15 protein-coding genes are annotated in these 14,209 nt (G+C 65.9%); 5 read left to right on the top strand and 10 right to left on the bottom strand.

Going from position 1 to position 14,209, the window contains the following annotated elements:
• Window positions 1-182: 182 nt before the first annotated feature.
• The 3 genes from CH306_RS00785 (at window position 183) to mycP (ending at window position 4,356) form a co-directional block, all read left to right on the top strand.
• The gene (locus tag CH306_RS00785) at window positions 183-1,172 is read left to right on the top strand and encodes an LLM class flavin-dependent oxidoreductase (protein ID WP_032397521.1); all 990 of its coding nucleotides are present in this window, start codon (window positions 183-185) and stop codon (window positions 1,170-1,172) included.
• Window positions 1,173-1,300: 128 nt separating this feature from the next.
• The gene (gene eccD / locus CH306_RS00790) at window positions 1,301-2,968 is read left to right on the top strand and encodes a type VII secretion integral membrane protein EccD (protein WP_094645376.1); all 1,668 of its coding nucleotides are present in this window, start codon (window positions 1,301-1,303) and stop codon (window positions 2,966-2,968) included.
• On the top strand, window positions 2,935-4,356 hold the full coding sequence (gene mycP, locus CH306_RS00795; protein WP_373453959.1) for a type VII secretion-associated serine protease mycosin: 1,422 nt from the start codon (window positions 2,935-2,937) through the stop codon (window positions 4,354-4,356). Before eccD ends, mycP begins: the two co-directional genes overlap by 34 nt.
• Window positions 4,357-4,363: 7 nt before the next feature.
• Here mycP and eccB read toward each other — a convergent pair whose 3' ends face one another.
• On the bottom strand, window positions 4,364-5,857 hold the full coding sequence (eccB, locus tag CH306_RS00800) for a type VII secretion protein EccB (protein ID WP_256981003.1): 1,494 nt from the start codon (window positions 5,855-5,857) through the stop codon (window positions 4,364-4,366).
• Window positions 5,858-5,951: 94 nt separating this feature from the next.
• On the opposite strand from eccB, the gene eccE reads away from it, so the two are divergent.
• Window positions 5,952-7,646 (top strand): type VII secretion protein EccE, encoded by a 1,695-nt coding sequence (gene eccE / locus CH306_RS00805; protein ID WP_179272930.1) that lies wholly within the window; start codon window positions 5,952-5,954, stop codon window positions 7,644-7,646.
• Between the two features lie 7 nt (window positions 7,647-7,653).
• Here eccE and CH306_RS00810 read toward each other — a convergent pair whose 3' ends face one another.
• The 9 genes from CH306_RS00810 to infA all read right to left on the bottom strand — a co-directional run bounded on the left by CH306_RS00810 (window position 7,654) and on the right by infA (window position 12,967).
• Window positions 7,654-8,211, bottom strand: a complete 558-nt coding sequence (locus tag CH306_RS00810) for an NADPH-dependent FMN reductase (protein WP_032397525.1) — start codon at window positions 8,209-8,211, stop codon at window positions 7,654-7,656.
• 30 nt (window positions 8,212-8,241) lie between these two features.
• Window positions 8,242-9,132, bottom strand: coding sequence for a tRNA pseudouridine(38-40) synthase TruA (gene truA, locus CH306_RS00815; protein ID WP_094645379.1), 891 nt, complete (start codon window positions 9,130-9,132; stop codon window positions 8,242-8,244).
• A gap of 5 nt (window positions 9,133-9,137) precedes the next feature.
• The gene (gene rplQ, locus CH306_RS00820; RefSeq protein WP_032397527.1) at window positions 9,138-9,725 is read right to left on the bottom strand and encodes a 50S ribosomal protein L17; all 588 of its coding nucleotides are present in this window, start codon (window positions 9,723-9,725) and stop codon (window positions 9,138-9,140) included.
• Window positions 9,726-9,759: 34 nt separating this feature from the next.
• Window positions 9,760-10,824, bottom strand: coding sequence for a DNA-directed RNA polymerase subunit alpha (locus CH306_RS00825; RefSeq protein ID WP_008718222.1), 1,065 nt, complete (start codon window positions 10,822-10,824; stop codon window positions 9,760-9,762).
• 99 nt (window positions 10,825-10,923) lie between these two features.
• Window positions 10,924-11,529, bottom strand: a complete 606-nt coding sequence (gene rpsD / locus CH306_RS00830) for a 30S ribosomal protein S4 (RefSeq protein ID WP_032397528.1) — start codon at window positions 11,527-11,529, stop codon at window positions 10,924-10,926.
• A gap of 21 nt (window positions 11,530-11,550) precedes the next feature.
• The gene (gene rpsK, locus CH306_RS00835; protein WP_027496331.1) at window positions 11,551-11,964 is read right to left on the bottom strand and encodes a 30S ribosomal protein S11; all 414 of its coding nucleotides are present in this window, start codon (window positions 11,962-11,964) and stop codon (window positions 11,551-11,553) included.
• Window positions 11,964-12,338, bottom strand: a complete 375-nt coding sequence (gene rpsM / locus CH306_RS00840) for a 30S ribosomal protein S13 (protein ID WP_008718227.1) — start codon at window positions 12,336-12,338, stop codon at window positions 11,964-11,966. Before rpsM ends, rpsK begins: the two co-directional genes overlap by 1 nt.
• Before the next feature lie 204 nt (window positions 12,339-12,542).
• Window positions 12,543-12,656, bottom strand: coding sequence for a 50S ribosomal protein L36 (rpmJ, locus tag CH306_RS00845; RefSeq protein WP_025347279.1), 114 nt, complete (start codon window positions 12,654-12,656; stop codon window positions 12,543-12,545).
• An 89-nt stretch (window positions 12,657-12,745) separates the two neighbouring features.
• A complete protein-coding gene (gene infA, locus CH306_RS00850) occupies window positions 12,746-12,967 on the bottom strand; it encodes a translation initiation factor IF-1 (protein ID WP_005140011.1) in 222 nt (73 codons plus the stop codon).
• 347 nt (window positions 12,968-13,314) lie between these two features.
• On the opposite strand from infA, the gene CH306_RS00855 reads away from it, so the two are divergent.
• Window positions 13,315-14,208, top strand: a complete 894-nt coding sequence (locus tag CH306_RS00855) for a glycosyltransferase (RefSeq protein WP_179272929.1) — start codon at window positions 13,315-13,317, stop codon at window positions 14,206-14,208.
• Window position 14,209 lies beyond the last annotated feature (1 nt).

Raw genomic sequence — 14,209 nt, forward strand, 5'->3', positions numbered from 1 at the left:
CACCATCGCGGCGGCCTCCCCCCGAGGCCGCAGGACGACAGGCTAACGCATCGAAGACCGGCCGGTCCACAGCTGCCGTCGCGCCCGTCGGACGGTCGAGAAATAGAACGCTGCCCGACGCCGTTGCACATCGATGTGGCTCTTCTGCCGCGTGCTCGACGAACGAAAGGCTGGCCCCAACCGTGTCCGTACCCTTGTCCATCCTCGATCTCGCTCATGTGGGCGAGGGCGAAACAGTCCGCGACAGCTTCGATGCAAGCGTCACTCTCGCTCAGCATGCCGAGAACTGGGGATACCGACGCATCTGGTACGCCGAGCACCACAACATGAAGACGATCGCGTCGTCGGCCACGTCGGTGCTCATCGCGCATGTCGCTGCCAACACCGAGCGAATTCGGCTCGGATCCGGCGGGATCATGCTTCCCAATCACGCGCCGCTGACCATCGCCGAGCAGTTCGGCACTCTGGCGACGCTGCACCCGGGACGGATCGATCTGGGTCTCGGCCGCGCCCCCGGCAGCGACCAGGTGACGATGCGGGCGATGCGGCGAGATCCCGCGTCGGCCGATCGCTTTCCCCAGGATGTCCAGGAACTGCAGGGCTACCTGTCGGCGGAGTCCCTGATTCCCGGAGTGAGCGCGACTCCCGGCGCGGGTACCGAGGTACCGCTGTACATCCTCGGGTCCTCGCTGTTCGGCGCGCAGCTCGCGGCCGCACTCGGCCTGCCCTATGCTTTCGCGTCGCACTTCGCACCCGACGCCCTCGAGCAGGCCGTCGAGATCTATCGGCGAGACTTCCGACCGTCCGCGCAACTGTCGGAGCCGCACCTGATCGTGGGTGTGAATGTGATCGCGGCCGATTCGATGGCCGAGGCACAGGCTCAGTTCCTGCGCACCAAGCGCAGTCGCGTCAGCCTGCTGCTCGGCCGCGGCCGAACCTTCACCGACGAGGAAGCCGACATGGTCCTCGAAGCGCCTGCGGGCCAACAGATCGCGAACATGACCAAGTACTCGGCGGTGGGCACTCCTGACATGGTGAAGGACTATCTCGATCGATTCGCCGAACGCACAGGGGCGGACGAGCTGATCGTCGCGTCCGGTGTGTCCGACCGCGCGTCGTGGCTTCGCTCGTTCGAGTTGCTCGCACAGGTCAGCGATCTGGTTCCTGCCTGAGAGCTGCGCACGTCGCAGGTGGATTCCGACGACCGGTTGATTGTCGCAGCGATGTCGTAAGGTTTGGACACCGATGCCCACTGGGGCGGGCATCGGCACGCGAATCGTACGTATCCGGGGGGATCTTCATGACACGCGCCGACAGCCGTCCATCGGCCGGCATTGTGCCACCGCGCACGGCACCTGCCGATCCGACACAATCGCCCACCGCGCCGGACGCGAGTCGGCGGGCATCGGGCGCACAGTCCGTCTTCGCGCAGGACGTCTGTCGGGTGACGGTGTTGGCCAGGTCCACGCAGGTGGACATGGCGCTGCCGATCGACGTTCCTGTCTCCCTTCTCGTTCCGGGAATCGTCGACATGATTGCGGCGGCGGGAGTGGAGCCCGCGGAACGACCCGGGAGAGCGGGAGTGGAGCCTGCGGAACGACCCGGGAGAGCAAGAGTGGAGCCCGCGGAACGACCCGGGAGAGCGGGAGTGCCGCCTGGTTCGGGAGGCGGTGTGCCGAGCGACGGGGATCCCGTGTCGGACGGGTTGCCGGTGGCGTGGACGCTTGCGCGGATCGGGTTTCCACCGTTGTCGCCGACTGCGACGTTGGCCGAGCTGTCGGTGCGCGACGGGGAGTTGCTCGTGCTGGGTGTGGCCGAGCGGCCCGCTCCGGTTCCCCTGTTCGACGACCTCATGTATTCGGTTGCACGGTCGGGTGGTGACGATGTTCGGCAGTGGACTGCACGTACGGCGCGCACGGTGGGTTCGGTCGTCACCGGTCTGTCGGTGTTGGTGGCATGCGCGGTCCTGGCGCGGGAGCCGATCCGTGCGGGAGCCGAGCATGTCGGCAGTGTCATCGAGGGATTCGCTGCCGTCACTGCGTCGATTCTCTTCGCGATCGCGGGGGTGATTCTGGGGCGGGTGTACGACCAGTACGCCGTCGCTGTCGTCTTCGGCGGATGTGCCGTAGCGCTGATGTTCACCAGCGGAACTGTGCTGGTACCCGGGCAGTTCGGTGCGGCTCAGCTGATGCTGGGTTCGGCCATGGCGGGCGCTGTGGCTCTGCTGTCCCTTCGCATCGGCGGGACCGGGTTCGCACTGTTCACCGCTGCGATCGTGCTCGCAGTTCTGACGTTCGCCGCGTCGGTGTGCGCGCTTTTCACCACCGTGCCCCAACCGTCGATCGGCACCGCGGTCGCTCTCACCGGCCTGGCGGGAATTGCGCTCTCTGCCCGGGTGTCGATGATGCAGGCCAAGTTGCCGCTTCCACCGGTTCCCACCGCAGGAGCACCGCTGGACACGGTCGAGGAAGCCGAGCTCGACGCGATCTCGTTCGCGGATCTGCAGGCCTCCGCAGCTGTGGCGCGTAGCTGTCTGTCCGGCCTGCTGTCGGCGTTCACTGTCGCTGTCGTGGCGGGCGTGCTGGTTGCGGCAGCGGCCGATTCCGACGGCGGCGTGCGGTGGCCGGGGGTCGCGCTCGCGGGATTGTGTGCGCTCGTCCTGCTTCTGCGCGGACGCACCTATGCGGTGGTGACGCATGCAGTTCCGTTGGTTGCAGGGGGAACGACGATTCTGCTGGCGCTGTCGATCGGTGCGCTCGTTGCGTTGCCCGAACACGCGCTCGCCCTGTTCGGTGCGGCACTGGCCGGCGCGGTGACGGCATCGATCTTCGGAGCTTTCGTGCCCACACGCACGTACTCGCCGGTGATGCGGCGGTCGGCCGAACTGCTCGAGTACGCGGCCATCGCCCTGGTCATTCCGATCGCAGTGTGGGTGTGCGGTCTGTACAGCGTCGTCCGCGGGCTGTGAGTCCGCGCCGGCAGCGAACGATCGTCATCGCGGCGTTCACTGCTCTCGCCCTGTTTTCGAACGCGGTCATCGGGGTGTATCCGGCAGGCGCCGAACGTCCGGTGATCGACCCGTTCCAGCTGCCTCCGCCGAGTCCTCCCGGCCCTCTCGAACCCACGGAACAGAAGAACGCCTGCGCGCTTCCGTCCGCGGCCACCGATGTTCAGGACGTGCCGACCGCGCTGAAGGCGCTCGACTTCGCATCGGTCTGGCCGATCACCCGTGGGGCAGGTCAAGTGGTCGCCGTCATCGACACCGGAGTGACCGCTCATCCACGCCTACCGGGTCTTATCGCCGGCGGTGATTACGTCAGCGCAGGTGACGGGTTGTTCGACTGCGATGCGCACGGGACGATGGTCGCCGGCCTGATCGCCGCACAGTCCGCACCGGGCAGCGGATTCGCCGGAGGCGCACCCGATGCACGAATTCTGTCGATTCGTCAGTCCAGCAATGTCTTTCAGATCGTCGACAACAGGTCGGAGGAGGAGCAGGCGGGCGAGCCGGAGAACGCCGCCGGCTACGGCAACGTACGCACCATGGCCATGGCCATCCGAACTGCGGTGGACGCGGGGGCCTCGGTCATCAACATCTCCGAGGTCGCCTGCGTGCCCGCCGGAGGCGGTGTGCCCGACGGTCCGCTCGGTGCGGCCGTGCAGTACGCCGTCCGAGAGAAGAACGTCGTCGTCGTTGCAGCAGCCGGTAATCTCGGCAGCGCGGCCTGCCGGGCCCAGAACCCGATGACGGACCCGCTTCGGCCCGACGCGGACCCGTGGGCCTCCTTCGCGACCATCGCGACTCCGGCGTGGTTCGACGACGTGTTGACCGTCGGTTCGGTCGAATCGGATGGCACACCGTCTTCGTTCAGCCTGGGCGGTCCATGGGTCGACGTCGCGGCTCCTGGTTCGAATATGACCTCACTGTCGCCGACGGGAAACGGACTGGCGAACGGCACCCGGGGCACCGATGGCGTCGTTCCCATGACCGGAACGAGCTTTGCGGCACCGCTCGTTGCTGCGGTGGCGGCGCTGGTGCGCGCCCACCGCCCCGAACTGTCGGCGCTGGAGGTGGTGGACCGGATCCAACGAACGGCGCATGCGCCGGCCGAGGGGTGGAACCCCCTCGTCGGCCACGGCATCGTCGATCCGCTTGCCGCGGTGACCGATTCGGTGACGGCTGCTCCCCTGTCGGTGCCTGCGAACAGTGTCGCGATGACTGCGCCGTTGCCACCGCCTGCGCCGGATCATCGCCCGCGGACCGCAGCGGTCACCGGTTCGGTGCTGGTGGCGGTGATCCTGGCGCTCGGGCTCGCCCTGTCGGTGCCACTGCGCCGACGGGGTAGATCCGATTGAACCGGCACTACTTCGTCGGAAGTGCGGCGGCCCGCGGGTCGGGGCCGACTCCGTCGTGCATCGTCAGTGCCTGTCCGCGCCCCAGAGTGGGCCCGCTGCCGAGCAATTGGAGGATCTGCCATGGTGCGGGTGCCGGCGGTCCGAACCCCAGCGCCGACGCGGCCTCGGGACCATCGACGCCGTAGCGCACTCCGGTGTCGGCCACGAAGAAGACGCTGCCCTGGCGTGTACTCGACGTCGAGATGCCGGTACTGCGTACGAACCCGCCGCTACCGGGTGCCAGATAGACCTGGTCGACGGCGTCACCGCCCCCATCGGCCTGAGCCAACGCAACCGGTAGTGCACCGGTCTCGAGCGGCAACCCACGGCCGGCGGACTCGACCAGTCGAGCAGACGGTCCGCCGTCCGCCACTGCGAGCGGCTCCCACGTCAGGCAGCCCACAGGACGCTCACCGGTATCGACTATCTCGGGAGTGGTCGCCGGGAACGTCGACACCTCCAGTCCGGACGAGGTTGTGGGGGCGTCAGCGAGCAGGTCGGGATTGACGGCTGCGATATCCGGACTGCCCTGCGAATCGGTGAATTTGATGAGCAGGGCCGCTGTTTCGTCGATCGCTTGGATTCCGTCCTCGAGTACCACGTAGTACTGGACGTCGCGCCCGGCGACCTTGACGACCGAACCGATCGTCCGCCCGTCGAACGGGAACGCGGGAGCCTCTCCTGCTCGGGGAACGAACGGCGCTGCGATGGGTGGTGATTCGGGCACGGAGTTGAGCAGACCCGTACTGACCGGGGACGGCGTCGCGTCCTCGAGTCCGAGTGCGCGGACCACCGCCCTGTTGTTCAGGTCGACCGGAGATCTGGTGCCGTCGTGCACGAGATACGCAGTGCCGTTGGATGTCCAGAGGAACGCCTCGGACTCGGCGAGCGCAGCCGTGCTGTCGCCGTAGCGAGGACTGCCCACCAGCACCGTCGTCGAGGTGACTCCTGCGATCGGGTCGACGGTGTCGCAGACGGTCCACGACTGCGCGTTGCCGTCGCCGTCGTGCGGCAGCGCAGACGGTGCACCGGGAATACCCACCAGTGCGCCGCGAGGTCGTGACGACAACTCGGATTCCTGGACCGTCGACGGATCGTCCGGCTTGCCGACGATCAATCGAGCCGATGCGAGATTGAGCACCGGATGGAACACGTCGTCCACTTTCACGAACATCGCGCCCGAGTCCTTGCCGACCACGATCGATGCGTCGCCGATCTTGTCCTGTGGCCGAAACAGTGCCAGGGCAGCGCATCCCGCCAAACCGATGCAGGCGATGACGACACCCACCAGCAGCGCTCGCGTCTGCGACCTCATCGGATCGTGCAGCATTCGAGCGTCGCGCCTGATCAACGCGTGTTCCATCCTGCGGACGAGGAAGCGGTAACCGCCGACCTGCCACTTCGTTGTCGGCGTCGACGCCACGATTCCTCCCCAGGACTGTGCAGACGACCCGATCCCCATTCGGGTCACGCGACACAGTACAGTTCGTCCGCACACCTCGGCGACCGTGTTGCGGTCGTCGATGGCTGTGCGACCTTCGGGGGGGAGGGTTTCGATGAGGCGTACCGATTCGGCAGGGCGTAGGCGAGCCGCCGTTCCTTTCGTCGCACCCACGGTTCGGCGGGTGATCGTGGCCGAGACCGCAGCCGTGGCGATCGGTCTGCCGCTGTTCGCGGCGCAGATGCGGCCCTGGGCGGTGCTGCTCGTCGCTGCGGCGGTGGCGCTCGTTCCGTTCGTGGCGATCCGGCGCAGATCGGTCGTCGACTGGGTTCGGTCCATCTGGCGGCTCCTCGCCGATCGTGTCCCCGCTGTCGGCGTCACCACGGAACACACCGGCACCGCAGACGGCCCGGTCGGGGTCCATTGGCAGCGCGACACCGTCACCTGCACCCTCGAGATCGTCCCGCCCCGGCACGCCACCACCGTCCTCGGCAGGGCGAGCGCCGCTACGCAGCACGCACTTCCCGTCGATGCGTTGGCGTCGTGTCTGCGGCAGCACGACATCGAGGTCCGCGCGATCGACGTCGTCGCACTCGGCTGCCGCAGCTCGGCAGGTTCGGTCGCCACCGAGGTCTACGAGGGACTCATCGGTCCACTGCCTGCGGTAGCGGTGCGAACCGTCTGGGTAGCAGTGACTCTCGACTTGCGCGCGAATGCTCGGGCGATCGAGGTCAGAGGCGGAGGGAGAGCCGGAGCCGCCCGTACCGCTGTCGTTGCGACCACGCGGGTCCTTCGCGCTCTGCACGCCCACGGTCTGTCCTCGCGACTGTTGACGGGTTCCGAGCTTCGGTCGGCCGTGTTGCACCTGTGCCGAGGGGTCGGTATCGACGATCTGACCCAGACATGGTCGACAGCACCCCTGCCGGGTGCGTCGAGCACGGTGTTCGGAATCGATTGCAGCGCAATCACTGCCGAGGACATCGCCACCCTGTGGGCAACACCGTCACTCGGAACGACGATGTCGTTCCACCTGCAGCCGACCCGCGACACCGGGAAGGTGCGCGTGCGTGGGTCGTGCAGTTTCTCCGCCCGGACACCGATCACGAAGCCTCGTGTACACGCGTTGACCTCGATGAGCGCAAGTCAACGCGACGGTATCCTCGCACAGCTTCCGTTGGCCATACCCGTACCGAAGTCGTTGTCTCCCAGCCGAGTTCTCGATATCTCGTCGGTCGACGAGTTGTTGCTACCGGTGAGTGGCTGCGGCCAGCTGCTGGGATCCGACGCCGGCGGACACGGCGTCGCGGTCCGGCTGTTCGGACCGGGTCTGAGTCGGGTTCGGGTCGTCGGAGAGCTCTACCTCGCTCAGCAACTGCTCTTCCGCGCCATCGCCACCGGCGCCAGAATCCTCGTCCGCACCGACCGCCCCCATGCCTGGCGAGCGCTCCTCGACGCCATCGGTGCTCCCGATCGACTACTGGTCGACGGCACCACGTTCCGTTCCCGCCCGTCGTACGACGTAATCCTCACCGACTTCGCCGACGGTTCGGCACCCCTTGCGCAACAGGAACTTTCGGGCGTCACCGTGATCTCGTTGTCCGAGCACGTGCCGCGGATCGGCCACACCGAGCAGGAGCGAAGCACCCCGCGACCGGAACCGGATCTGACGATCGTCCAGCCCCATGCGTCGGGTGATCGAATTCGAGTCCGGTCCGGTCCACTCGACGTCGAGTTGACGCTTGTCACGATTCCTCAGGAGACGGCGTTCATCGGCCGGCCCCGGAGCCTGCGCCCCGCCGTGCGTGCTTGACCGATTCTCAACCGGGGTAGTCGGCCCGCCCACGAGCGCCTGCCACCGCGTCCGCCCACCACTCGAGCTGGTCGAGAAGACGCCCGAGGCCGTCGACGGCGGCTGCGTCGTCGATCCGTCCCGACTCGTCGAACCGCTTGCGCACCCGATGCAGCGACACGACGTCTCGGACGGAGACCATGTGCAGTTCGGCGGTGATCTGGCGTAGCTGTTCGGTGGCTCGAATTCCCCCGCCGAGCCCACCGTACGAGACGAATCCCACCGGCTTGCCACGCCACTCGTACTTCACCGTGTCCAGGGCGGTCTTCAACGCACCGGGCACGCCGTGGTTGTACTCGGGGGTGACGAACACGAAGGCGTCGGCGCCGCCGACGGTCCTGGTGAAGCGCTCGGAGTCCTCGCACGGAACGAGCGAGTTCGGCAGATCGAAATCGGCCAAGTCGACCTCGACCACCTCGACGGTGGCGCGTTCGGCGGCAACACCTCGAACCCAGGAAGCGACGGTCGGGCCCACTCGACCGGCGCGCACACTACCGACGACGACGGCGAGCTGTATCGGCTTCATCGCTCCGACAGTAGACCCGGGGGCGTTCGGTCAGCCCTCTCCCCCACAGCAACCGGTGATCGCCGATCTCACCTCGCGGGTGGCCGCGTTCCGGGCGGCCAGTTCGTCGGCCGGTGGATAGTCGACTCGAACCAAGGACAAGCCGTGCGCCGGAGCAACGGCCACCTCGCTCGCTCTCTCGCGGCGCGTCAACAGCGACTGCGCCCAGTCGGGAGTTCGCCGACCTTCCCCCACGGCCTGCATGGCACCGACGAGACTGCGGACCATCGACCAGCAGAATGCGTCGGCACTGACGTACGCGGTGAGTCGATCGCCGTCGCGCTCCCAGTCGAACCGCTGCAGTTCTCGAACGGTGGTCGCCCCGTCACGTCGCTTGCAGAACGCGGCGAAATCGTGCAGACCGATCAATCTCGCGGATGCCTCCTGCACCGCACCGAGATCGATGGGCCTCGGCCACGAGACGACACCGGCCACGTCGAGGGGGTCGACGCCGTAGAGCGCCGTGCCGAATCGGTACTCGTAGTGCCTGCGGTACGCCGAGAACCGCGCGTCGAAATCACCGGAGACGGTGCTGATGGCTCGCACTCGAACATCGGTGGGCAGAAACCGGGCCATTCGCCGGACCAGCCTGTCGTGATCGACCGAAACGTCGACGGCATCGAAGTGCGCCACCTGACCCGTTGCGTGGACTCCCGCGTCGGTTCGGCCCGCCACGGTCAGCTCGATCGGCTGCCGCAACACCGTGGTGAAGGCTTCCTCGAGCACTCCGCAGACGGTGCGGATGCCCGGTTGACGCGCCCACCCGGAGAAGTGCGTGCCGTCGTAGGAGATGTCGAGCCGAAATCTGGTCGGTACCGAAAAAGCGGGCCCGCCTTCCCCTGAGGGAATGGCGGGCCCGCTTCGATCGTGCTCGGAGCTCAAAAGGACTAGTCCTTCTTTGCTTCCTCGGCCTCGGGGGCGTCCGACGCGTGTGCGTCGTTGTCCTCGATGCCGTCGATGACTGCGTCGGCGTTGGCCACCTCGGCGTCGGTCGCGTCGGCTTCGACAGCCTCGACGACGTTCTCGTCGGTCGCGTCCTCGGCCGGAGCCTCGGTTGCGGCGGGAGCAGCCTGCGAAGCCTTCACGCGGCGTGCGCGATCTGCCTCGTTGGACACCGTCTGCTCGTTGACGAGCTCGATGATGGCCATCGGCGAGTTGTCACCCTTGCGGGGGACGGTCTTGATGATGCGTGTGTAGCCACCGTCGCGATCGGCGAAGAAAGGCCCGATCTCGGCGAACAGCTTGTGCACGACATCTTTGTTGTTGATCGTCTTGAGAACCTCACGACGATGCGCCAGGTCACCCTTTTTGGCGTGGGTGACGAGCTTCTCGGCGTGCGGACGAAGGCGCTTGGCCTTCGACTCGGTGGTGGTGATGCGGCCGTGCTCGAAGAGTGACGTCGCCAGGTTGGCCAGGATGGCCTTCTGGTGCGACGCCGACCCGCCGAGACGGCGGCCCTTGGTGGGCTTGGGCATGATGAATCTCCTAGTAAGAGCTCCAGCGAGCTGATTACAGCTGTTCTGTCTCGGCGTAGTCCTGCTCGGCACCTTCGGTGTCGCTGAAGGAGCCGGCGTCGGTGTCACTCCACGTGCCCGTGGTGGCGTCGTAGCCAGGCACGGTGCTCGGATCGAACGACGCGGGGCTGTCCTTGAGGGAGAGGCCGAGCGAATGCAGCTTGACCTTCACCTCGTCGATGGACTTCTGCCCGAAGTTACGGATGTCGAGCAGATCGGACTCGGTACGACCAACCAGCTCGCCGACGGTGTGAACACCCTCGCGCTTGAGGCAGTTGTAGGACCGGACGGTGAGGTCCAGATCCTCGATGGGGAGTCCGAAGGAAGCGATGTGATCGGCCTCGGCGGGCGAGGGTCCGATCTCGATGCCTTCTGCTTCGACGTTCAGCTCACGGGCGAGGCCGAAGAGCTCAACCAGGGTCTTGCCCGCCGAAGCGAGCGCGTCCCGCGCGGTGATGGAATTCTTGGTCTCCACATCGAGAACGAGCCGATCGAAGTCGGTGCGCTGTTCGACGCGGGTGGCCTCCACCTTGTAGGTGACCTTGAGCACGGGCGAGTAGATCGAGTCGACCGGAATACGGCCGATCTCGGCACCCGATGCCTTGTTCTGAACGGCGGGGACGTAGCCGCGACCGCGCTCGACGACGAGCTCGATCTCCAACTTGCCCTTGTCGTTCAGGGTCGCGATGTGCAGATCGGGGTTGTTCACCGTGACGCCGGCCGGAGGCACGATGTCGCCTGCGGTCACGGCGCCTGGGCCCTGCTTGCGGACGTACATGGTGACCGGTTCGTCTTCTTCGGAGCTCACCACGAGGCCCTTGAGGTTCAGGATGATGTCGGTGACATCTTCCTTGACTCCGGGGACGGTGGTGAATTCGTGGAGGACGCCGTCGATACGGATGCTGGTGACAGCAGCGCCGGGGATCGACGACAGCAGGGTGCGGCGGAGCGAGTTGCCGAGTGTGTAACCGAAGCCGGGCTCGAGCGGCTCGATGACGAATTTCGAGCGGTTGTCGGCGATGACCTCTTCGGTCAGCGTCGGGCGCTGTGAAATGAGCATTGTGTGTTCCTCCTGTACGGGCGTCCGCTATTTGACGCCCACGTGTGGAGGCGAAGACGCATGTGAGCCTCGCGGGGAGACTCACATGCGTGCCGCGCCTTACTTCGAGTAGTACTCGACGATGAGCTGCTCCTGGAGCGGCACGTCGATCTGTGCGCGCTCCGGCAACCTGTGAACCAGGATGCGAAGACGGTTGGGAACGACCTGCAGCCACGGGGCGACGGGACGGTCGCCGTAGCTTTCGCGGGCGATCTGGATCGGCAGTGTCTGAGCCGACTTCTCACGGACGTCGATGATGTCGTACTGCGAGACGCGGTAGCTGGGGATGTCGACGCGCTTGTTGTTCACCAGGAAGTGACCGTGCGTGACCAGCTGACGGGCCTGACGACGCGTACGTGCCAGTCCGGCGCGGTAGACGACGTTGTCGAGACGACTCTCGAGGATGGTCAGCAGGTTCTCGCCGGTCTTGCCGACGGTCCTGTTGGCTTCCTTGTAGTACAGACGGAACTGCTTCTCCATGACGCCGTAGGTGAAGCGAGCCTTCTGCTTCTCCTGCAGCTGGAGCAGGTACTCGCTCTCCTTGATCCGCGCGCGGCCGTGCTGGCCGGGCGGGTAGGGACGACGCTCGAACGCCTGGTCGCCTCCGACGAGGTCGACGCGCAGACGACGCGACTTGCGGGTGATAGGACCGGTATAACGTGCCATTTTCTAAACCTTTCCTTCCCGCTAGACCCGACGCCGCTTGGGCGGACGGCAGCCGTTGTGCGGCTGAGGGGTGACATCGGAGATGGTGCCGACCTCGAGGCCAGCGGCCTGAAGCGAGCGGATCGCGGTCTCACGGCCGGAGCCGGGACCCTTGACGAACACGTCGACCTTCTTGACGCCGTGCTCCTGTGCCTTGCGCGCAGCGTTCTCGGCTGCGAGCTGTGCGGCGAACGGAGTCGACTTGCGCGAGCCCTTGAAGCCCACGTGTCCCGAGGACGCCCACGAGATGACGTTTCCGGCGGGGTCGGTGATCGACACGATCGTGTTGTTGAACGTGCTCTTGATGTGCGCAGATCCGTGCGGGACGTTCTTCTTGTCCCTGCGACGCGTCTTCTGCGCCTTCTTCGGACCGGTACCGCGTGCTTTGGGGGGCATTACTTCGCCTTCTTCTTGCCGGCAATGGTGCGCTTGGGTCCCTTACGGGTACGCGCATTGGTCTTGGTGCGCTGTCCACGGACGGGCAGACCACGACGGTGGCGAAGACCCTGGTAGCAGCCGATTTCGATCTTGCGGCGGATGTCGGCCTGAACCTCGCGGCGCAGGTCGCCCTCGACCTTGAGGGACTCGTTGATGTAATCGCTGAGCTTGCGCAGATCGTCGTCGCCGAGATCCTTGCTTCGCAGGTCGGGGCTGACGCCCGTCGCTGTGAGGATTTCCTTCGAGCGGGTACGGCCGACGCCGTAGATGTAAGTCAGTGCGATCTCCATGCGCTTTTCGCGCGGCAGATCCACACCTGCGAGACGTGCCATGTGGCATTTCCTTTTCTTGTCCGGAGGTCTGCTCCCAGTCCGTCCCCTGTGTCCTTCTCACCGCTGGGGTGTGAAGCGTCTTTCAACAAACTCAGTGGGGCCCCGGCCTCCGTGCCGGGGGTATGCCGCAACGCGTGTGTCGCGGTTGGTGCTGGGAGGTCATCTTCTAGCTGTTGCCAAGCCGACGTGCGAAATGCTCGGTGGTTATCCCTGACGCTGCTTGTGACGCAGGTTGTCGCAGATCACCATGACGCGCCCGTTACGACGAATCACCTTGCACTTTTCGCAGATCTTCTTGACGCTCGGCTGAACCTTCACGTCGTTGATCTCCTGTGTGTAGCTCGGCCCCACTGCAGGCAGCGGCTCCGAGCATGGTTCCCCCCGACCGGACGTGGCCGGGGAAGCTCTTACTTGTAGCGGTAAACGATGCGTCCACGCGTGAGGTCGTAGGGCGAGAGCTCTACCACGACGCGATCCTCGGGAAGGATGCGAATGTAGTGCTGACGCATCTTTCCGCTGATGTGAGCGAGTACCTTGTGGCCGTTTTCGAGCTCAATGCGAAACATCGCATTGGGCAGCGGTTCGACAACTCGGCCCTCTACCTCGATAGCACCGTCTTTCTTGGCCATATCCTCCGCGATCCTGGCTCTCACACCTGGTTGATTGCATCTGTTTCCGTTACCGTGGTGCCCACTGACCGACCCGAATCGACGGGCCGACGTGTCGCCGGAACGGTTCGCAGGCCACCAGGGCACGCGAACATCCGGTACGCAGGGCGCACCGTCGATCCATGTTACCGGGTAATGCACGTCTGGCCAAATGCGTTCCGCATCCATGCTCCGGGTCAACGGTTGCCCCAGTTCGATTTCCTGAGCTAGCGTTCTGCCCGGCTGTATCCCAGCCGCACAACACGGGCCGTCCCGCCTGCCCTCGCAGCGGCGGCCGTGTCCGCGACGACGACCACGAGGCACCCCTCTTGAGCTCAGACACGCGCGCCGGCAACCCGGGCGTATCCGTCATCATTCCGGTTCACAACTCCAAGGATGTTCTCGACGATCAACTGCGAGCTCTCGCTCGACAGGATTACGAGCATCCCTTCACGGTGATCGTCAGCGACAACGGCTCGACCGACGGCCTTCGCGAACACATCGAGAACCATTGCCTCCGTGGAGCGCTCGACCTGCAGTACGTCGACGCTGCAGGATCCCCGGGCGCATCGTTCGCACGTAACAGAGGTGCAGACGCCGCCCCCAGCGACCTGCTCGCCTTCTGCGACGCCGACGACGCGGTCCACCCGAACTGGCTCCGGCGCATCGTCGCCGGCCTCGACGAGTACGACATCGTGGGTACCGGCCTGGAGACGGAGACCCTGAACTCCGCTGCCACGCGCGCATCGACACCGTTCGCACCGCCCTCGGATCAGGGCAAGTCGACATTCCTACCGTTCGCCATCGGTGCCAGCATGGCGTGCCGCAGATCGACCTACGTCGAGCTCGACGGCATGCTCGAGTACGTTCACGCCAGCGAGGACATGGAGTTCTCGTGGCGCGCACAGCACGCGGGGTATCGACTGCATTTCATCGCCGAACCACTGGTGTCGTACCGACTTCGCACCGGACGTCGGGAGAACTGGAAGCAGGCAGGCGCGCTCGGGTACGGATCGGCTCACGTACGCGGACTCCACCGAGCACACGGCTGCCCGCCCTTCCGGGCTCGCACGATCTCCGTCGCCCTGCTGATGCTCGGCGTACGAAACCCATTGCTTCCCACTGCAGTGACCAGGATGCCGACTCGACTCTGGCTTCGTCTGGTGGCTGCGCATCTCGGACTGGTCCGCGGCGGCCGACGCTACGGATCACTGGCCTGGTGAC

Origin of the sequence: Rhodococcus sp. 15-725-2-2b (assembly GCF_002259075.1) — a bacterium.
In the GTDB taxonomy this organism is placed as follows: Bacteria; Actinomycetota; Actinomycetes; order Mycobacteriales; family Mycobacteriaceae; genus Rhodococcoides.